We start from the raw sequence: 18046 nt of genomic DNA on the forward strand, positions 1-18046 counted from the left end.
GTAGGGAAAAATCCTTTGCTTCCTACCAAACCTTCGCTTCCGGCAGTATGTAAAAGTTCGAGTCAATTTCTAGTTGCCAAGGAGCATGATCAAATTGCCAGTAATCATCAAGACGATCGAACCATCGGGAAAGGTTTCGGTGTTCCCATTGATAGTGAATGTCGTATGATTTGCCTTCAAACTCCACGTTGCCAAAAAGATAAGTAGATACCATTTGCGGAAGCGGCTAACGCTTTTCAATCGCTGTGTCGGTTATTCCCATCATCAATAATACCAGCTGCGAAAATCCAACGGAGCCTGTAGATTACAAAAGAAGCAAGCAACCAGAATGTGCCGATATAGCTTAAAATGGATTGTGTTTTAGCATTCATCTTCCCAAGAAATCAAATGTTGCTTAATAGTTCTTTGGTAATTACCCTATAAGGCTTTCAATTTTTGATCAGGTATTACATTAAGTTTTCAGATGTGTGTGAAAAATTTGTTAAAAGATTCGATTCACTTGCTATTGATTTTCTCCGGACGTATTTTTACATAAATAACCTTTATATATGAAATTAACATACTTTATTATCAACTTAGTTATTGAATTAGTGGATTATCTCTTTATATGAGATTAGTTCGTGTTAATCGACATTTCTGTTGAATTCAATCCCGACTTCGTGGTGTTTTATGTTTGTCGTAGCTAGATAATTTGCAAAACCTGTTTTCATATTTTCATGTGTATGGATATTACCTGTTTTCCGCCATGGCAGGTCTTTTTGTGACCACTAGCAGGATTCTTTGTACAACTTAAACATTTCAAGTCGTTTACTTGTCACTTGCAAAACGCACATAATCGGCGGGTTTGCCGATAAGTCCACCAAGCCTGTTTATGTCATTTTCATTTTGATGTCTGGCGGATCTCACTTCCTCAGGCGTCGCACCGCACATATAATTTGTACTAGGCCATAATTTTTTGGCTGTCTTCACGAAAAAAATGATAAGGTATGCCGTTTCGATTGTCTGAAGATTGGTCATTATTTCGTTTTCTGTCTTTTGCACTTCTCTGAACAGTATTTGACTTCTTGCCAAACTTTCTCCCATTTCTTTCTCCAAGTAAAAGGTCTACCACAAGTAACACAAAGCTTGTGCGGTAGATTTTCCTTTTTAACCCCTTTCATTTTTCCAATCCTTTTTGCGTTTGGCGTATAGTTCATTCGCTTCAGCTAACTTCCAATATTTGTAAAAAATATCAGCGGAAGCTGCTTTCTCTAGATCTCCTGTACCTTTTTCCAATATTGCATAATTATTGTTTGCATCATATTTTTTTCCACCTTTGTAGTTCGCGTATCGTCGCGCACGCGTGTACCCCATTTGTAAATACTTTCGAGCCATATCCGCTCCCACGAAATCATCGTCTTTTACATATTTCATAAAGAGCGCATAGATTTTTTTGCTGCTTTTATCTGCAATTTCTTTTGTTTTAAATCGCCAATATTGGCCAATTTCTGTTTTGTAAGGTTCACAAATTAATACGCCTTGTTCACCTTTCCCGACGCGATAAGTGAGGGGTTCAACTCGATAATCAATGTCAGGTTTCCATGCATAGTTCTTTTCGTCGAAGTTTAAATATGTAGGTTTTGTATGAGCCACATCGATCAAACAAATTGATGTGATGGAAGTTTGCTTCCGAACCCAAAAGTCGATTCACACGGGAAGGCTTTATTATGCATTATGCAAGCAATTAGGTATCTTGTATGACAATACGTCAACATCTTTTAGCAATGAAATACAACTATTTATCTCATATACGAATACTCATTTTAAGTTTTTTTCTTCTAGCATTGGTTTCATTCTCATCCGCTCAGCGACAAAATTTATCGCCGAATTTTGATGCTGTAGAATGCGAGGAGGTACTGAAGTTGAATAAATCATTTTTAGATACTAATCTGGATAGTCGTTTTGAAAACATGGTTGCTGGATATCAAATGTACTACCGAACGCCTAGCGTGGGTTTGGATAACCGTGCGGATATTTGGTTGCGCGCGGATTCTACCGTAGTCATCATGTTACGCGGTACTACCCGCAATCCGTCATCATTGTTGGCCGATTTCTATTGCGCGATGTTGCCTGCGAATGGACGTATTCAGCTGAACGAAGGCAGAGAATTTAATTATCAATTAGCTTCTGATGAGCGAGCGGCCGTACATGCTGGATTTCTGATTGGTTTTGCCTACTTGGCGGATCATTTGGAGGAAAGAATTTCAACATTATACCATAATGGCTACCGTCAATTTCTAGTGGGGGGACACTCGCAAGGCGGCGCCTTGTGTTATTACTTTAGTGCGTGGTTAATGCAAAAGCGAAAGCAAGGTATTTGGCAAAATACAACGATAAAGACCTATGCCAGTGCTTCCCCAAAAGTGGGCAATATGTATTTTGCCTATGATTACGACAACGCCCATCTTGCTCAATGGAGTTTTAGTCTTGTAAACACAGCGGACGCTGTTCCAGAAATTCCGCTTACCACACAGCAGTTGGAAATTGATATGAATGAGCCGAACCCCATGATCGATCTTTATGAAAGGATGAATGGCTTACCTTTTTTCAAGCGTACGATCTTAAAGCGATCTTTTAACGTGATGGATAAACGAGCGAGGAAATCATCAGAAGCTTACCAAAAATATTTAGGTAAATATGTAGGACGATTTATAAAGAACCACTTACCGGAACTCGTGTTGCCGCAAACCGTTAAAACGACTTATTTTGTACGGCCTGGTGTTCCAATAATACTCTCCGCAAATGATTCGTATTTAGGTTTTTACAAGGACGCATCCAAATATTTTCATCATGGTATCGATAGCTATCGCTTTTTGCTACGTGAGTATTTTCATGGTTTGGATGAGTTTGCGCCATTTGTAAAACGTTAGTGTCTTTTCTTGATGCTGTTCCATATGTTTTAAACAAGCTTTTCAGTTTGAGGCGACTTCACTTTAACCTATTCACGCGTTGTATGAAGACGAACGCGTACCGTGCTTCTATGGAATTACCTGTAATTTTTTAGTCGAGGCTCGAGATTTGCGCATGGATTTTGATAGTTGAGGAATCAAGCATAATAGCACGTATAAGTAGAATTGTTATTATTGCTCCATTAAATGAATGCTTAGGATAATTAAGAAATACATAATAAAAGATGATAGTGAAACAAAGGGTTAAGTATAATAGCCTACAAAATATATTTACAGGAGTTTTTTCTTTGCTAATGATCGCAGCCTCTGCACAGGAAGGCGAGAAAAGCAAAGTAGAGAATGAGCAATCCGTAGAGCAGCAAAGCAAAGCGCCAACTTCGGTAATGGATTCGATCACTGTTGTGCGCGATTATCGCCCAATGTTAGCGGACGCCGTTAAAATCCGTCGAAGTCCGGATATGGATATCGATCGGAAGGCGCTGGAGATGGAGATGCGCCAAACAGCTGCCGCTATTTATTTTCAAAGGAATAGGTACAAGGAAGCTTATCATGTTCCTTTACCACAAAAGTATCCCAATGCGTTGCGTAATAATATAGACAATAACCGTATTGGTATTTTGGCCTATCGCGCGGGCGAGTACGAGAGGGCGAGTTCCATTTTGGAGAAGGTAGAACCATTGGACGCCTTTTATCAAAGTTCGTTGATCGCATTAGGCCACATTGCAGTTCAAACTGGAAATAATAACCGCGCTCGCGATGCATTTTACAAGGCTTCAAGATTAAACTATGATCAGGAACTGAAAGCGGATGCGTTGTTTAATTATGGCAAAATCTTATGTGAGTTGGATTCCGTCCAAAATTCGATAAAGCCCCTTCAGGAATTCATCAGCCTAAAATATCCTGGACAGCACACGGATGCGGAAAAAGCAGAAACCGTAGAAATGAGATTATCCGATGTACTATCAGGCACAAGCAATTTTCAGGCAGCCGTTTACTTTCTGGAGTCATTCAAAGATAGAGACCCTAAAGCGGACAGGATCTATCAAAAAATAACCTATTACCGCGGATTGGAATTCTATAACGAGCGTGCGTTTGAAAATAGCATATCCATGTTTATGCGATCAGAAAGATTTGCTTTTGATGAAGAAATGGCTGCGCTAGCTACGTATTGGAAGGCTGAAGCGATGTATGAGGTTAGAAAATATGGCGAAGCCGTGGAGAACTTTTCGCAATTCCTTCGATTGCCTGCCGCGCGGCAAACTGCTATATATAATTACGCGAATTATGCTTTGGCATACGCCGCATTCCGAATTAATAGGTACAGCATGGCATCTGAACATTTTGAACGCTTTCTATCTACAGAGGAGAGTACCGCGGATAAAACTATTCGATATGATGTGATCGCTCGTTTAGGCGATTCGTATCTATCCATGCGCAACTATGGTCGAGCTAAAAGCTTCTACGATCAGCTCATCAAGGAGAAAGCGCCTAATCAAGATTATGCCTTATTCCAACAAGGGATTATTCAAGGGTTACAGGGAGATAAGGAAGCGAAATTAAATACGCTAAGAGCGGTTGTGGAGAGGTTTCCAAATTCTAATTATGCAGATGACGTCGCTTTTGAAATTCCATACATGTATTTTACGTCCGGAGATTATGATGTGGCGATTGAAGGTCTACAAAGGATGATCAAAAAATATCCTCGGAGTAGCTATATTCCCAGAGCTTTGATGACTATCGGTCTGGTGCAGTACAATAAAAATGACACGGATGCGGCATTGGCTACTTTCGAAAAGGTGGTAAAAGAATACTCCACGACAGGCGAAGCAGCGCAAGCGCTCCATTCCATCGAAAACATTTATCTGGACCAGGGCGATGCTACCAGTTATATTCGTTATGCGACTAGTACAAATGTTCGAGATTTGAGCCCTTCTGAATTGGATAACCTCGCTTTTCAGGCTGGAAATACTTTATTCTCAAGAGGGCAATATGGCGCAGCTGTCGAAGCAATTAACGCATACTTCGACAAATTTCCTAAACCTAGGCAAGAGAAACATGCTCGATATATCCGAGGGGTAAGTTTATACCACACTGGACATCCGAACGAAGCTTTGCATGACTTAAATATGATTTTGAATACTTGGACAAGTCCTTATACGAAGAATACGCTGGTAACCGTCGCTGCATTATACTTAAACTTGAAGCAATACAACGAGGCTATCGTTCATCTAAAAAAATTAGAGTTGAATTCGGATTATAAAGATAAGTACGGTTATGCTGTGACGAATCTAATGGTTTGTTATTTCGAAATTGGCGATTTCCAGCAGATGGATAAGTATGTAAAATTGATCAAAAATTATGATAGGGTAACGGATGATGAATTGGCGATGATGCACTTGTATACTGCTAAAGCAAAACAGCAGGAGGGAGATAAAGCTTCCGCTCTGAAAGAATTCAACCTAGCGGCTCTGAAAAGCCAATCCGCAGCTAGCGCTGAGGCCAGGTATTTGGTTGGACTCAAGCAATATGAGGCCAAAGAGTATGATAAAGCGGAGAAGTCGGCATTCGATGTAATCGAAAACATGGACGACCAAGAATATTGGGTAGCCAAAAGCTTTATTCTGCTAGCAGATACTTATGCTCGAAAAGGCAATACGCTTCAAGCAAGAAGTACACTGGAAAGTATAATCGAGAATTATACGGAGGATGATGATATTATACCTTCCGCAAAAGAGCGTTTACAGAAGTTGAAGAAGTGATAATCGGTATTCCGAAATGTTTAGTAATTTCTTTGGATAGAAATTAAGCTTAAAAAGGACTGCTCCGAGAAGGTGAGGTACTTTCTCGGGGCATTTTTATCGTGGAAAACAAGAAGAACGGCTTATACAAGTCCTGCTTGACACGTAATTGCTCACAAGTCATTACTAGCGAGGGACAAGTAAAGTCTACGCTCACATCTGTTTTCCTTCTACAAACATTCTATACCTCCCAGTCGTTTTCCTTAAAAACACGCTACTACTGTGCGCGCGATCTGGACGGGGCAGTTGGTTTTGGGTTGGTAAACATTCCCATCAAAATATTTGGTGCCATTCAAGAAAGTCAACTTGACTTAGATATGCTCGATTTGAAGGATTTATCCAACATCAGGTATAAACAGGTAAACGACAAAACAGGGAAAGAAGTTGCTTGTACTCAACCTAAGTTAAAGAAAAGCTACTTAAAATGTTGCCCTTTATAAAAAGATTTAATTTCAATTGTTTCGTAAAGACTAACAACGCCTGCAAACATCAGATAAATAAATATCCAGTTGCAGGTTCTATTGGAATCTCCTCAAATTGTTACCAAAATGTAATTAGTTAGTAAATTGAAAATGGTCGATAGGTACTGGCAATAATAGTACAAATCAAAAACCAAGTATTATTGAAAAATGGCCATACAAAATCTTATTTTGTAAGTTGCCAAGAAGATAAATTATCATCAAAATTCACATTGTTATTATTTTGCATTAATTCATCAACCTTACGAGATTTACATGGATCAGCTTCATTCGGAATTGAGGTGAATCTAATCGTATCTATTAATGTGGAATCAAGTTGAATAAAAAATACCCCTTCCGCAGCAGAAAGCAGCTGTGCTGTAATCTTGGATCTGTCGTTACTAAAATGATGTGGTATACGGACCTTCGCTCCGTTTCTGGTTTCATACAGGTCAAAATCATCTTTAGAAAACCTAGGATTATCTCCAGCGAAAAGATTTTCGCCATCTTCATTAATATATGAGAATTCGACAACTAAGGGGTGTCCCAAATCTGTACATACCGTATCGCTAGTGCAAGACATAATAAAAAGGAACAGGCAGATGCAAGGGTAAAATGTTCTTTTTTTCATATTTGGCTATATTAGTTACAAAACGTACTTTTTATTCAAGTCGCTACAGCATCGCGATTATGCGACTTACTAAAGTGATCTTGCAAATGGAACGTTTTGGAAAGCCCTATTCTCGACTTTGAAGCCAATAAACTGATTAAAAAACAAATGTTATGTTGGCTTTTTTTGTATTTTAGCGATTGATAGGATAAATTATGCAAATACAAATGGATAACTTTCACTAATCCGAGAACTAACTTCAATTCAAAACGGATTGTATAAATAAATGAAAAATAAAAATTGTCTTAATTGCGGAGAAGAATTAATAAATAAATATTGTTCACATTGCGGACAAAAATCCGACACGCACCGTATTACTTTTAAAAATTTTATTTTTCACGATGTTTTGCACGGGACATTTCATATTGATAAAGGGATATTATTTACTGCCAAACAAGCTTTAATCCGTCCAGGAAAAGCAGCTCTTGATTACATATCAGGAAAAAGAAAGCCATATTACAATGTGTTTTTGCTCATTTTGCTAACTATCGGTTTGATGTTGTTTCTTAGACATTATTACAGTGAAATAATGATTGAACAAGGAAGAGCATATGTTAAAGGGACGAGAGGTTTGAATGAAGCGAGTCAAAAAATGGACTATATTTTTTCTCAAAAAAATAAAATAGTAATTTTTCTGTTTGTTCCATTTGCAGCATTAAATAGTTATGTTCTATTTAGAAGGAAACAGCTAAATTTAAGCGAACATACCATTATTGCAGGAATGATATTGTTGGGAATTCTGCTGTTCTCTACTTTTGGAAATGCCATTTTTTATCTTAACTTATTTATTGACTTCAGCAGTACAGTCACGGATTTAGTGAGCACCACAATTATATCCCTAATTTTCCTATATATTATTTATGGATATTTCAATGCTTTTGGCAACAACTATTCTAGATTAGGATTTTCCTATAGAATTCTCTTATTTTTTTTATTGCTTTTTGCGGAAGTCATAATTTTACTTTTGATAACCATTGGGATTGTTACAAACTGGGAATTCGGAGCAATCAAATTGACACCATTTAATTAAAGAGATATTATATATACAAAAGCGCTGTGATCTGCGATACCTAATAAATTGTAAAGTGTTTCAGTAGAATCGAATACCAAAGCCATATTATGTAAGTTATCTAATTTCATTATAGGTTAAAAAAGTAATTTGGAAATAATAAATATGATTGATTTTTGAAAAAAATCATCTGATTAAATTGTAAGATTAGATATTAGTTAAATTATACTATTTCTCATAATTGTGCCGATATATTTAGCCATTGATAAGGTTATATTTATTAGCAATGGAAAGTCTACGCTCACACCTATATCTCATCTACAAACATTTTATGCCTCTCAGTCGTTTTCCTTAAAAACATGCTACTACTATGCGCGCGATTTGGACAGGGGCAATCGGTTTTGGACTGGTAAACATTCCCATCAAAATATTTAGTGCTATTCAAGAAAGTCAGCTTGACTTAGATATGCTCGATCGGAAGGATTTATCCAACATCAGGTATAAACGGGTAAACGACAAAACAGGGAAAGAAGTTGCTTGGAAAAATATCGTAAAAGGATATCTCCTAAAGGATAAATATGTGGTGATAGAAGAGGCCGATTTTGAGGAGGCACTACCCGAGAAAAATAAGATGATTAATTTGCAGACCTTCGTAAAAGAGCGTGATATTGATACAATTTATTTCGATACTCCGTATTATTTGGAACCGCAAAAAGGAGGTGAGAAAGCCTATTCCCTTTTGTATAAATCGTTGGAAAAAACGGGGCATGTGGGGTTAAGCACCTTTGTAATGCGGACCACTGAAAAGTTGGCTATTGTACGACCTTACGACGGGATGTTATTGTTGAATAAATTGCGCTTCGAGGAAGAAATTCGGAACACCGAAGATTTAAAAATACCCAAAACCCGTATTGCCAAAGCAGAAATGGATATGGCGACCAAGCTGATCAAGCAGAATAGCTCGGACTTCGATATATCGGGTTTTCGTAATGAGTATAGCAAGGAACTGCTGAAAATTATTAAGAAAAAAGCTCAAGGAAAGCGCGCTAGCATTCGCAAAATTAACGTCGATAAGGAGAATACAAAAGCTTCTGAATTGTTGGCAAAACTGAAAGCGAGTCTGGCTTAAAAAGCAGCAATGGCTTTCTTCAAGTTGGCTTTGTGTTCAAAAATATTTTTCCAAGGATCCTGTTTCGATTCGATTCTCGTCAATAGAGTATTCATGGAAAACTGCGCAATGCTCAAATCATCATTTAACTCATTCCATTCCAAAGGAGTCGAAACGGTAGCTCCTGACTTGGGACGTACTGAATAGGGCGCTACGATGGTTTGCGCACGTTTGTTCTGCATAAAGTCTAGGTAAATCTTTTTCTTTCTTTTGGATGGTGAGCGATCTACGCTAGTAGTATCTGGATGTTGTTCGTGCACCAATTCGGCTAGCATTTCCATAAAATCACGTACGACATCAAAGGTATATTGCTGGGCTACATAGATGTAAATATGCAATCCTGTAGATCCCGATGTTTTGATAAAGTTGGGTACGCCAGCTTGATCCAATATATCGTGTGCGGTATTGGCTACAGCGATTACTTCTTTGAAATCTGTACCATTAGGATCCAGATCCAATACTGCAAAAACAGGTTTTGTTTTCTTGCGATACGTGGCTAACCAAGGATTAATCTCAATAGATCCCATATTTGCAATCCAAAGCAGGGTAGGAAGATCATTGCATATCAAGTAGTTTACCGTATTGCCGGTAGATTCAGATTCTAGCGCTACGGTTTTTAACCAATTTGGCCCGGTATTCTTGTCTACGTCTTTTTGAAAGAAACCTGTTTCTTTGATGCCATTTGGAAAGCGATTCATAGAAATGGGCTTATCTTTCAGGTAGGGCAACATCAGCTCGCCGACCTGTTCATAATAGTTCAATAAATCGCCTTTTGTTATACCTTCATCAGGCCAATATATTTTCTTTTGGTTCGATAAGGTAAGTTTCTTTTTGCCAAAAGTCAGCTCGCGCTCGTTCACTATTTCTACTAACGGTTCCACCTTTGTAATATCTTGAATCTTCTTATCGTGACGTAACGCTTTAAATACCGGATGTCGAAGATGATCATCGGCCGTCCACTCACTAAATGTTACTTCTGCTATGAGTTTTGGTTTTACCCAGGTTACTTTATTCTCGTTGGCCACCGCAATCGATGTCGCAAAGGGTTTTTTGGTAGTTTTGATCTTGCTAAGTTGCGTGCTCAACTCTTGCAACTGCACATCCGTGAAGCCAGTTCCTACATTTCCAATGTATTGAAATTTCTTGTTGTACATTACCGCTAAAACTAATGCTCCAAATCCAACGCGACTGCCAGCAGCTGCGGTGAATCCGACAATGATGGCTTCTTGCGATTGCAACAGCTTTAGTTTGCGCCAAGAATCTGCTCGTTTGTCCGATAGGTAAGCGCTATCACTTATTTTGGCTACGATACCTTCCCAATTTTTGTCTTTGGCAATTTTCAGGGCCTCTTGTTCGTTTTCGGTTTGTAGACTTTCTACCAAACGCACGTGGGGAATTTTAGCCTTTTTCACCCATCGCTCCAGCAAATCACGACGTTCTACAAATGGATAGTCCCGTAGATCATTATCATCTAACATCAGTAGGTCAAATACATAATATACTAATTGGTATTTTGCCGGAAGTGGATCGCCATGTTGCAACAACTGGAAACGTGATTTGCCCGTGGCATCTTCAGCCACAATTTCGCCATCCAATATGAGGGAGCGCTCATTAGTTTTTAGTGCTTTCGCTAATGAAGCAAACTGTTTGTTGAAGCTTTTTCCATTGCGAGAGCGTAGCTGAACATTTTTTTTCGATAGGTGCGCGATTGCACGGAATCCGTCTAATTTTTGCTCAAAAATCCAATCATCATCTTCGGTGGTGGCAGTTGCTAAAACGGCGAGCATGGGTTCGAATGCGGATGAATTGGTTGTGGTGGAATCTTCTGCTGTTTTGGTAGTACTAACACCTTGCTTGCGAAACCGTTTTCCCACCGCTTTATCCGCTGCGCTGACTTCGTCTTCGGCATCATACGCGTGTTCCACAGCATATTTATCATTATGTTTAAGTAGAAGCCATGCGTTATCATCTTGCGCCTGTTTCATACGTACCAAAGCAAATTCGCCCTTTAACTTTTTGCCATGCAATACAATTTTTATGTTGCCGCTCTCGAGCTCAGCCAACAGTTCTTTTTCCCCGTGCGATTTTTCCAAAGGAGTATAGTAACCTTCGTCGAAAATAGCGACCATTCCAAAACCGTAGCTTCCTTTGGGTATTTCGCCTTCAAATGTGCGGTAACTTAGCGGATGGTCTTCCACCATAACGGCCAAACGTTTGTCTTTCGGGTGGAGTGAAGGTCCTTTGGGAATTGCCCAACTTTTTAAGACGCCATCCATTTCCAACCGGAAGTCGTAGTGTAATCGCGAAGCATGGTGCCGTTGCACAACAAATCGTAATCTCTTTGCAGATCGCCTCGTTTTCTCATCGCCCTTTGGCTCTTTTGTTTTATCAAAATCGCGTTTCTGCTGGTATTTATTGAGCTTCGCCATATCCAAAAAACGTTTGTGCGATTGATTGGTTTGCCATGAGTTTATTTAGCAGTAAGAGATAGGAATATATTAGAGGTAAGCATAATTGTAAAGCGGTAAAGAAGTACTGACGAACTTCTTTACCGCGAAATCTTATTGGTTTTATCGCCTTGTTTTGCGTGAAAATAAGCAAATGACTAGTCCCACAGCGGCAATAGTAGCCACTTTCTTAATCATTCCTTTCTGGTTGTATTTCCATTCGACTTTCCAACCTCTTTCGGCTGCGATATTTGGAATATAACCGCTCCGAATATCATCTAATAGACCTTCCCAGACCTGTAATCTATCCGCTATTATCAATGGAATCCAGTGCCTCATTTTATCTTCGCTATGTTTAAAAGCATAGCGGCGAATCGCCCCACTACAACCCGAAGGTGGTACGGTTGTTCCAAATACACGGGAGATAGCTGGCCGTTCAGTAGATGACAACAATTCGATAGTATCTTTTTGTTGTTCTGCTCGCTCGTACTCACTGCGATTGTGATCATCACCAGTATAATTTTTCATCGGATAGGTGGGTTCATTTTCAGGATCTGCATCCATTCCCCAGCCGGGTATATCTTTATATTTTTCATTTATAATGTCCATAGTATTATGCTTTTGTAGAGGGAATTAATACCGTTTTGATACAATTATCGAGTTTTGAAGAGAACAGTCGGTAAGCGTCTGAAACTTCTTCCAATGGTACACGATGCGTGATTAATTCTTTAGGATTTAATCTTCCGGATTGCACATGATCGATTAATTTTGGTAGTAGGCGCTTGACAGATGCTTGATTGGCACGTATTGTAATGCCTTTGTTCAATACATTACCGATAGGAATCATATTAAATGGCGGCCCATACACGCCTACAATGGATACAATTCCACCTTTTTTGACGGAGTTAATTGCCCATTGTAGTGCAGTAGCGGATCCTGCTTGCATCATCAGATTTCGCCCTGTAAATGTTTGCACGGGATTTCCATCTGCTTCACAACCGACAGCATCAATACACACATCGGCACCATACCAATCTGTAATTTTCTTGATGAATAATACGGGATCTTCATAATCCTTGAAGTTATAAGCTTCGCATTTTGCATAATTTTGCGCAAACTCCAATCGGTAATCGATCTGGTCAATAATGATTACACGTGAGGGGCCGAAGAACCATGCGCATCGGGCAGCCATAATTCCGATAGGTCCAGCTCCAAACACGACTACGGTGTCACCTTTTTTAATGCCCGCCATTTCGGCTGCTTGATAGCCGGTCGGAACGACATCCGTCAATAGCACAGCATCATCGGGATCCATATCAGCTGGAATAACAGTTGGTCCAACATCCGCGTAAGGTACCCGTACATACTCTGCTTGTCCGCCATCAAAACCGCCAGCCGTATGCGAATAGCCAAAAATAGAACCTACAGCGGTCGACATGGTATTAGCTTCATGACAGTTTCCGTAAAGACCTTGTTTACAAAAATTGCAACGACCGCAGGCGATATTAAATGGTACAAGCACTTGATCGCCAACTTTTAAATTTTGTACTAAAGGTCCGACTTCCTCTACGATACCCGTAAATTCATGTCCAAATGTGGAACCAACTCGCGTATCAGGAACCATTCCATGATAAAGATGCAGATCAGAGCCGCAAATACATGTGCGAGTGACTCGAATAATAGCATCTTCCGGATGTTGTATTTCTGGCATCGGTCGCTGCTCGGTTCGAACCCGATAAGGGCCTCGATAATTCATTGCTAGCATAATTTTATTATTTAGATGTATATAAATCCATTTTGTCGCTACCTGTACAATAGGATGTGGAATAGTTAATCCGTTTTACCACTAAGTAGTTGATGTTAGAACCCTCCAGTGAATAGATCGTTCTTAATAAATTCAAAACGGGTATATCTTACTGCCGCTTGCAAATAATACGGTAACGACCATAGGCCGTCGGATATTCTTGAAGTGTGATTCTAAATACCTTTCAAGATTATATTAATTCTGTACGATAACTATGCCTGCGGATAACAAGTCAATCTTTAAAGAAGGTATTTTGGAACCATACAAACCAAATGACATATAAATCGTTCTACAAGAGAAGAGAAACATTTATAAACTTATTAATATGATTACCATGAAGAACGTAATTTATCCATTAGCCGTTTCAGCTTTATTAGCTGCCACTGCTTGTAACAACAGTGCAAACAAAACTGATGGGACTTCCGATACTACAATGGGTGCGGCCAATACGCCACCAGCAGTTGATGACAACGCTATGCAGTCTGCGCAGGTTGACACTGGTTTTGTTCGTAAAGCGGCGATAGGAGGTATGGCTGAGGTTGAGATGAGCAAATTAGCACTTGACAAAAGTAGCAATGCGAAAGTCAAGGAGTTTGCAACGATGATGGTCAATGATCATACAAAAGCGAATGAGGAGTTGAAATCAATCGCCGAACAGAAAAATTTGACGATACCTACATCATTAGACGCTGCACACGAGCAGAAGAAACAAGATCTGATGAAAAAGGAAGGTGCGGAATTTGACAAAGCTTACCTTAAAGCTATGGTCGAGGGTCATGAGGATGCACATAAAGTGATGGAAGAGGGAGCGAAGAACAATCAAGATCAGCATTTACGTGAATTTGCCGCGAAAACGGAGCCAGTTGTCAAACAACACTTAGAGATGGTGAAGAAGTTGCATGCCGATATGAAATAATTCAAACATATAGCATGTTCTAATAAAGCCTCGCTCAATTGCGAGGCTTTATTCGTTTCATTTAGTCAAAATCACATATTATAACCTTGTTTACCGTTTTCCATATAGCCGTAGTATCGCAGGATTATGCAATTATGTGATTGGACAGCTGTTTGCCATACACTTGCCCTATAATTAATTGTTGTACTATAGATATTAGGCTTACAGCGTGATCGGTTCACTGAGTGAATTCTTAAGTCAATGTTTACTATCGTCGCAATGCTTTAATCACTAAACCGGCAGCTAGGCCGCCAATGGTGTACCAAGCGACAGTCATGCATTTCGTTTTGTTGGTTCGAGTAATAGGTTTATCGTCCAAGCCCATAGGCTTTGTTAGGGTCAATGCGCCAACTCCAGCGAGAAGTCCAGCCGCCAATCCAAGCTCAATGATATTTTTTCTACGTACTGTACCTATAAAGCTGTAGTAAGCAGCATTGCTAATCACGTCTGCTGCAAGCGTCGTCAAAAATAATTTCTTTCCCTGAGGTGGCTGTATGCCGATTTTGTCGAGCCCTTTTGAAAGCGCTTCTTCGCCCACTTTATCAACACGAGGAGCATCTTCACTAAACTGTGCTACCGCCTGATGTACAATATTGAGGATCGCCGCGCCAACCAGGCCGCCAACAAGATTTCCTATTACTTTTTTCATAGTTACATGTTTAAAGTGACAAATATGCTAGTTATGTCTGAGCCTTAAATAACAAGTATCCAACTAGATCATGTCATCTACAAAAACAAGCGTAAAGCGCAATTGTTCTCATTGGATAATCGCTATAATACAATGAATAAGGCTACAGGTCAGTATATTATAAACAATTGGAAAACAAAATATGCGCAGATCTCTTTTACTTACAAATAAAGAAGCAATGATACATAAAACAAATCAAACGAGTTTGAAAGCAGAACAAGCTGGCCAGACGAGCTACGAATACTATGATGTTCAATCCGATAAAACGAATCTTAGCGGCTCAGGAATGTATGTAAACGGTGGACAAGACGTTGGCGCTTGGTGTGAGGTTGACAAAACAGAAGGTAAATTCTTCGTCAACAAATCGCTGAATTTGGAGAACGAACAAATGGTGCTAGGGAATTTTGCAGATTACTGTAAGTTGCAATATCCGGGTGTAAAGTTTACAGAATTTGAAAGGGTAGAGGTGGTGGGTATCTAGGTACATCCACTTTCTACACAAAAGCCTCTTTTTGTTGAGAGGCTTTTGTGTTTTAGTAAAGTCTGATTTCTGATTTATTAGATGAAAGGATTTGGTTTAGTAAAATATCGACCTGCAAGCAATGCTATTTTTTCGCGCAAATGAATAAGTGCTAAGGCATTGAGTACATACGAAATGTCTTTTGGATCATTATGCCTTTCTATTAATATGGTGTTAGGTTTCAAAATATCAATAAGTTAAGTCCTTATCCGGTGCGTCATTTAAAAAAATGCCGATGACTCACCGAAAAACGCACCTCAAGTATGCAATTTCGCGCATATTTTGGCGGGTTTGACCAAATAAAAAACCCTGCAATATGTTTATTTGCAGGGTTTTAATGATTTTTAGTGTTACTCTTGGTGATCCCGCTGGGATTCGAACCCAGGACCACTACATTAAAAGTGTAATGCTCTACCAGCTGAGCTACGGAATCGTACTTCTTATTTTCGAAATAACTTTCGTTGTTTGAAGTGATGCAAAGGTAGAAAAATGTGTCATTCACTCCAAATAATTCTCACTAATTTTCTTCTTAATTCAAATAAATGCTTGTTTATCAGTTTGAAAAAATACATCGCCTTTTTTCGTCGCAAGCCAGTTTTGTTGCATTTAACGTTTACAGTGAAGCATTCGCTTGGCACCATTGAGATCCTTCAGTACAGAAACCTTTACAAACCCATATTGCTCCACTAAAGATTTCATTTCTGACTCCAGATATTGATTGATTTCGAAATACAAACTGCCGTTTACAGAAAGTGCCTCTCTAGCAAATGCAGAAATCTCGCGATAAAAAATAAGTGGGTCTCCATTGCTTACGAAAAGTGCGCTATGCGGCTCGTGCTTCAAAACATGGTCGGACATTTCCGCCTTTTCCAAATCACGAATGTATGGCGGATTGCTTACTATTACGTCAAATCGTCTTTCTCTATTAAAGGTTGTTCGCCAATCCAAAATGTCTTGCTGTAGAAAAGCAACATTTGCTCCCAATGTTGTTGCGTTGGCGGTTGCCACTTCCAATGCGTCTGCCGAAATATCCAAAGCAGTGACCGTCGCATTAGATAAATATTTAGCTAAGCTAATTGCTATACATCCGGTTCCAGTGCCGATATCCAATATATTCATCGAACCTCGATGCTTTTCGTTGCGGATAATAAGATCAACTAATTCTTCCGTTTCTGGCCGCGGTATTAACGTGTGTTCATTAACCGAAAAATTCAATCCATAAAATGGTGCGTGACCCAGTATATATTGAATCGGTTGGTTTGCCGATAATTGAGTAAGAAGATTGGTAAATTTTGCAGATTCTTGTTCGAGCATCACTCTTTGCATCTGCATCTTCGCAGAAACCGGACGAAGATTTAAAATCTCCTCCGCACAAATAAAAAATAGGCTGTCAATCTCCGAATCGGAATAGATTATTCTTAGGTTCTCATTGAATTTCTGGCGAATACTTTGGAGCGTTTGCATGTACAAACTTACGAAAGGCAATTCTTTTATTGATACGTTATTGATAGCTTTGCGATATGCAGATGGATGAATTATACATGCGCCGATGTTTGCAGTTGGCAGAAATGGGAGCGGGCACAGTTAGTCCAAATCCTATGGTCGGTGCGGTAATCGTTTGTGAGGAGAAAATCATTGGCGAGGGATATACCTCGCCGTACGGCGGTCCGCATGCGGAAGTCAATGCTGTACAAAGCGCTATAAAGAAATATGGAGAGTCCGAAGCAGGTAGATTGTTCGCGAAAAGTACCATTTACGTAAGTTTAGAGCCGTGCGCGCATTTTGGTAAGACGCCTCCTTGCGCTGATATGTTAGTGAATTATCGTTTTCGTCGCGTAGTCATCGCTTGTCAGGATCCATTTGCAAAAGTGAATGGTGCAGGTGTTCGGAAATTGAAGGACGCAGGCATATCCGTCGTTGTCGGTGTATTAGAAAAGGAAGCGAAGTGGTTAAATAGACGTTTTTTTACTCGGCTATCTCAGCATCGTCCATATGTCATATTGAAATGGGCGCAAACGAAGGATGGATTTTTTGCCCCGCTTGATGATCGTCAGCAATGGATATCAAATAGCGCGAGTAAGCAGCTTGTTCACAAATGGCGCTCGGAAGAGGATGCAATTTTGGTCGGAACTAAAACAGCTTTAGTAGATAATCCGTCGCTCACCGTTCGCGATTGGAAGGGTAGGCATCCCAAACGTGTGCTAATTGATAAGAATTTAGTCGTTCCGCCGGAAGCGGCCATTTATAGTGACGAGGTGGAAACGATTGTTTTCAATGCGCAAAAGACCGATTGGTCATCGCATATCAAATACGTCGAATTAGAAAACTTTGATTTATATCTACCTCAAAATATTCTTTATCAACTACATTTGATGGATATCCAATCCATCATCATCGAAGGAGGCGCAAAAACTTTGCAACTATTTATTGATGCGGGTCTATGGGATGAGGCACGTATCATCTCTTCTCCGAATGTTTGGAATGAAGGCTTCGATGCACCCCGCATAGCGGGAATTTGTATAACGTCAGAAGAAATTGCTGGTAACAATTTTAAGATATATTTAAAGGAAAATTAATTTCT

Annotated in this window: 18 protein-coding genes and 1 tRNA gene; 8 read left to right on the forward strand and 11 right to left on the reverse strand. The window is 39.6% G+C overall.

Annotated features, from left to right (window positions below; translation table 11 throughout):
• Window positions 1–22 precede the first annotated feature (22 nt).
• The 4 genes from ACFSQ3_RS07985 to ACFSQ3_RS08000 all read right to left on the reverse strand — a co-directional run bounded on the left by ACFSQ3_RS07985 (window position 23) and on the right by ACFSQ3_RS08000 (window position 1632).
• Window positions 23–214, reverse strand: a complete 192-nt coding sequence (locus ACFSQ3_RS07985) for a hypothetical protein (protein WP_380869016.1) — start codon at window positions 212–214, stop codon at window positions 23–25.
• Window positions 215–807: 593 nt separating this feature from the next.
• A complete protein-coding gene (locus tag ACFSQ3_RS07990) occupies window positions 808–1095 on the reverse strand; it encodes a hypothetical protein (protein ID WP_380870039.1) in 288 nt (95 codons plus the stop codon).
• A complete protein-coding gene (locus tag ACFSQ3_RS07995) occupies window positions 1017–1196 on the reverse strand; it encodes a DUF2256 domain-containing protein (protein WP_380869017.1) in 180 nt (59 codons plus the stop codon). The genes ACFSQ3_RS07990 and ACFSQ3_RS07995 overlap by 79 nt, the downstream gene beginning before the upstream one ends.
• On the reverse strand, window positions 1147–1632 hold the full coding sequence (locus tag ACFSQ3_RS08000; RefSeq protein ID WP_380869018.1) for a DUF4385 domain-containing protein: 486 nt from the start codon (window positions 1630–1632) through the stop codon (window positions 1147–1149). Before ACFSQ3_RS08000 ends, ACFSQ3_RS07995 begins: the two co-directional genes overlap by 50 nt.
• Before the next feature lie 131 nt (window positions 1633–1763).
• Here ACFSQ3_RS08000 and ACFSQ3_RS08005 point away from each other — a divergent pair, with 131 nt between their 5' ends.
• The 3 genes from ACFSQ3_RS08005 to ACFSQ3_RS08015 all read left to right on the forward strand — a co-directional run bounded on the left by ACFSQ3_RS08005 (window position 1764) and on the right by ACFSQ3_RS08015 (window position 6186).
• Window positions 1764–2909 (forward strand): lipase family protein, encoded by a 1146-nt coding sequence (locus ACFSQ3_RS08005; protein WP_380869019.1) that lies wholly within the window; start codon window positions 1764–1766, stop codon window positions 2907–2909.
• 332 nt (window positions 2910–3241) lie between these two features.
• Window positions 3242–5707 carry a tetratricopeptide repeat protein gene (locus tag ACFSQ3_RS08010; protein WP_380869020.1) on the forward strand — a complete coding sequence of 822 codons (2466 nt, stop codon included), beginning with the start codon at window positions 3242–3244 and terminating at the stop codon, window positions 5705–5707.
• A 137-nt stretch (window positions 5708–5844) separates the two neighbouring features.
• The gene (locus ACFSQ3_RS08015; RefSeq protein ID WP_380869021.1) at window positions 5845–6186 is read left to right on the forward strand and encodes a hypothetical protein; all 342 of its coding nucleotides are present in this window, start codon (window positions 5845–5847) and stop codon (window positions 6184–6186) included.
• A 205-nt stretch (window positions 6187–6391) separates the two neighbouring features.
• On the opposite strand, the gene ACFSQ3_RS08020 is transcribed toward ACFSQ3_RS08015, so the two are convergent.
• Window positions 6392–6835 (reverse strand): hypothetical protein, encoded by a 444-nt coding sequence (locus tag ACFSQ3_RS08020; RefSeq protein WP_380869022.1) that lies wholly within the window; start codon window positions 6833–6835, stop codon window positions 6392–6394.
• A 265-nt stretch (window positions 6836–7100) separates the two neighbouring features.
• Between ACFSQ3_RS08020 and ACFSQ3_RS08025 the strand changes: the two genes are divergently transcribed.
• Together ACFSQ3_RS08025 and ku are read left to right on the forward strand one after the other, a co-directional pair.
• Entirely contained in the window at window positions 7101–7904 is an 804-nt protein-coding gene (locus ACFSQ3_RS08025; protein WP_380869023.1) for a DUF3667 domain-containing protein, read from the forward strand.
• A gap of 349 nt (window positions 7905–8253) precedes the next feature.
• Window positions 8254–9012 (forward strand): non-homologous end joining protein Ku, encoded by a 759-nt coding sequence (ku, locus tag ACFSQ3_RS08030; protein WP_380869024.1) that lies wholly within the window; start codon window positions 8254–8256, stop codon window positions 9010–9012.
• On the opposite strand, the gene ligD is transcribed toward ku, so the two are convergent.
• The 3 genes from ligD to ACFSQ3_RS08045 all read right to left on the reverse strand — a co-directional run bounded on the left by ligD (window position 9009) and on the right by ACFSQ3_RS08045 (window position 13254).
• A complete protein-coding gene (gene ligD, locus ACFSQ3_RS08035; RefSeq protein WP_380869025.1) occupies window positions 9009–11480 on the reverse strand; it encodes a DNA ligase D in 2472 nt (823 codons plus the stop codon). The two genes, ku and ligD, sit on opposite strands and share 4 nt — an antisense overlap.
• 141 nt (window positions 11481–11621) lie before the next feature.
• On the reverse strand, window positions 11622–12107 hold the full coding sequence (locus ACFSQ3_RS08040; protein WP_380869026.1) for a hypothetical protein: 486 nt from the start codon (window positions 12105–12107) through the stop codon (window positions 11622–11624).
• Window positions 12108–12111: 4 nt separating this feature from the next.
• A complete protein-coding gene (locus ACFSQ3_RS08045) occupies window positions 12112–13254 on the reverse strand; it encodes a zinc-dependent alcohol dehydrogenase (protein ID WP_240920140.1) in 1143 nt (380 codons plus the stop codon).
• 382 nt (window positions 13255–13636) lie between these two features.
• Here ACFSQ3_RS08045 and ACFSQ3_RS08050 point away from each other — a divergent pair, with 382 nt between their 5' ends.
• Window positions 13637–14218 carry a DUF4142 domain-containing protein gene (locus ACFSQ3_RS08050; protein ID WP_380869027.1) on the forward strand — a complete coding sequence of 194 codons (582 nt, stop codon included), beginning with the start codon at window positions 13637–13639 and terminating at the stop codon, window positions 14216–14218.
• Between the two features lie 247 nt (window positions 14219–14465).
• On the opposite strand, the gene ACFSQ3_RS08055 is transcribed toward ACFSQ3_RS08050, so the two are convergent.
• Window positions 14466–14906, reverse strand: coding sequence for a hypothetical protein (locus ACFSQ3_RS08055; protein ID WP_380869028.1), 441 nt, complete (start codon window positions 14904–14906; stop codon window positions 14466–14468).
• A gap of 217 nt (window positions 14907–15123) precedes the next feature.
• Here ACFSQ3_RS08055 and ACFSQ3_RS08060 point away from each other — a divergent pair, with 217 nt between their 5' ends.
• Complete coding sequence (locus ACFSQ3_RS08060) at window positions 15124–15426, forward strand: hypothetical protein (protein WP_380869029.1); 303 nt, start codon at window positions 15124–15126, stop codon at window positions 15424–15426.
• A 396-nt stretch (window positions 15427–15822) separates the two neighbouring features.
• Here ACFSQ3_RS08060 and ACFSQ3_RS08065 read toward each other — a convergent pair.
• Window positions 15823–15898: transfer RNA gene (locus ACFSQ3_RS08065), tRNA-Lys, on the reverse strand.
• 173 nt (window positions 15899–16071) lie between these two features.
• A complete protein-coding gene (gene prmC, locus ACFSQ3_RS08070) occupies window positions 16072–16929 on the reverse strand; it encodes a peptide chain release factor N(5)-glutamine methyltransferase (protein ID WP_380869030.1) in 858 nt (285 codons plus the stop codon).
• Between the two features lie 62 nt (window positions 16930–16991).
• Between prmC and ribD the strand changes: the two genes are divergently transcribed.
• Entirely contained in the window at window positions 16992–18041 is a 1050-nt protein-coding gene (gene ribD / locus ACFSQ3_RS08075; protein WP_380869031.1) for a bifunctional diaminohydroxyphosphoribosylaminopyrimidine deaminase/5-amino-6-(5-phosphoribosylamino)uracil reductase RibD, read from the forward strand.
• Window positions 18042–18046: the final 5 nt, after the last annotated feature.

The organism is Sphingobacterium corticis (assembly GCF_042684745.1).
Lineage (GTDB): Bacteria > Bacteroidota > Bacteroidia > Sphingobacteriales > Sphingobacteriaceae > Sphingobacterium > Sphingobacterium corticis.

Excerpts from the sequence above, each read along its gene's own strand:
- ACFSQ3_RS07985 (WP_380869016.1), bottom strand. The coding sequence starts at position 214 with ATGGTATCTACTTATCTTTTTGGCAACGTGGAGTTTGAAGGCAAATCA.
- ACFSQ3_RS07995 (WP_380869017.1), bottom strand. The coding sequence starts at position 1,196 with ATGAACTATACGCCAAACGCAAAAAGGATTGGAAAAATGAAAGGGGTT.
- ACFSQ3_RS08005 (WP_380869019.1), top strand. The coding sequence starts at position 1,764 with ATGAAATACAACTATTTATCTCATATACGAATACTCATTTTAAGTTTT.
- ACFSQ3_RS08010 (WP_380869020.1), top strand. The coding sequence starts at position 3,242 with ATGATCGCAGCCTCTGCACAGGAAGGCGAGAAAAGCAAAGTAGAGAAT.
- ACFSQ3_RS08020 (WP_380869022.1), bottom strand. The coding sequence starts at position 6,835 with ATGAAAAAAAGAACATTTTACCCTTGCATCTGCCTGTTCCTTTTTATT.
- ACFSQ3_RS08025 (WP_380869023.1), top strand. The coding sequence starts at position 7,101 with ATGAAAAATAAAAATTGTCTTAATTGCGGAGAAGAATTAATAAATAAA.
- ku (WP_380869024.1), top strand. The coding sequence starts at position 8,254 with ATGCGCGCGATTTGGACAGGGGCAATCGGTTTTGGACTGGTAAACATT.
- ligD (WP_380869025.1), bottom strand. The coding sequence starts at position 11,480 with ATGGCGAAGCTCAATAAATACCAGCAGAAACGCGATTTTGATAAAACA.
- ACFSQ3_RS08040 (WP_380869026.1), bottom strand. The coding sequence starts at position 12,107 with ATGGACATTATAAATGAAAAATATAAAGATATACCCGGCTGGGGAATG.
- ACFSQ3_RS08045 (WP_240920140.1), bottom strand. The coding sequence starts at position 13,254 with ATGAATTATCGAGGCCCTTATCGGGTTCGAACCGAGCAGCGACCGATG.
- ACFSQ3_RS08050 (WP_380869027.1), top strand. The coding sequence starts at position 13,637 with ATGAAGAACGTAATTTATCCATTAGCCGTTTCAGCTTTATTAGCTGCC.
- ACFSQ3_RS08055 (WP_380869028.1), bottom strand. The coding sequence starts at position 14,906 with ATGAAAAAAGTAATAGGAAATCTTGTTGGCGGCCTGGTTGGCGCGGCG.
- ACFSQ3_RS08060 (WP_380869029.1), top strand. The coding sequence starts at position 15,124 with ATGATACATAAAACAAATCAAACGAGTTTGAAAGCAGAACAAGCTGGC.
- prmC (WP_380869030.1), bottom strand. The coding sequence starts at position 16,929 with ATGCAAACGCTCCAAAGTATTCGCCAGAAATTCAATGAGAACCTAAGA.
- ribD (WP_380869031.1), top strand. The coding sequence starts at position 16,992 with ATGGATGAATTATACATGCGCCGATGTTTGCAGTTGGCAGAAATGGGA.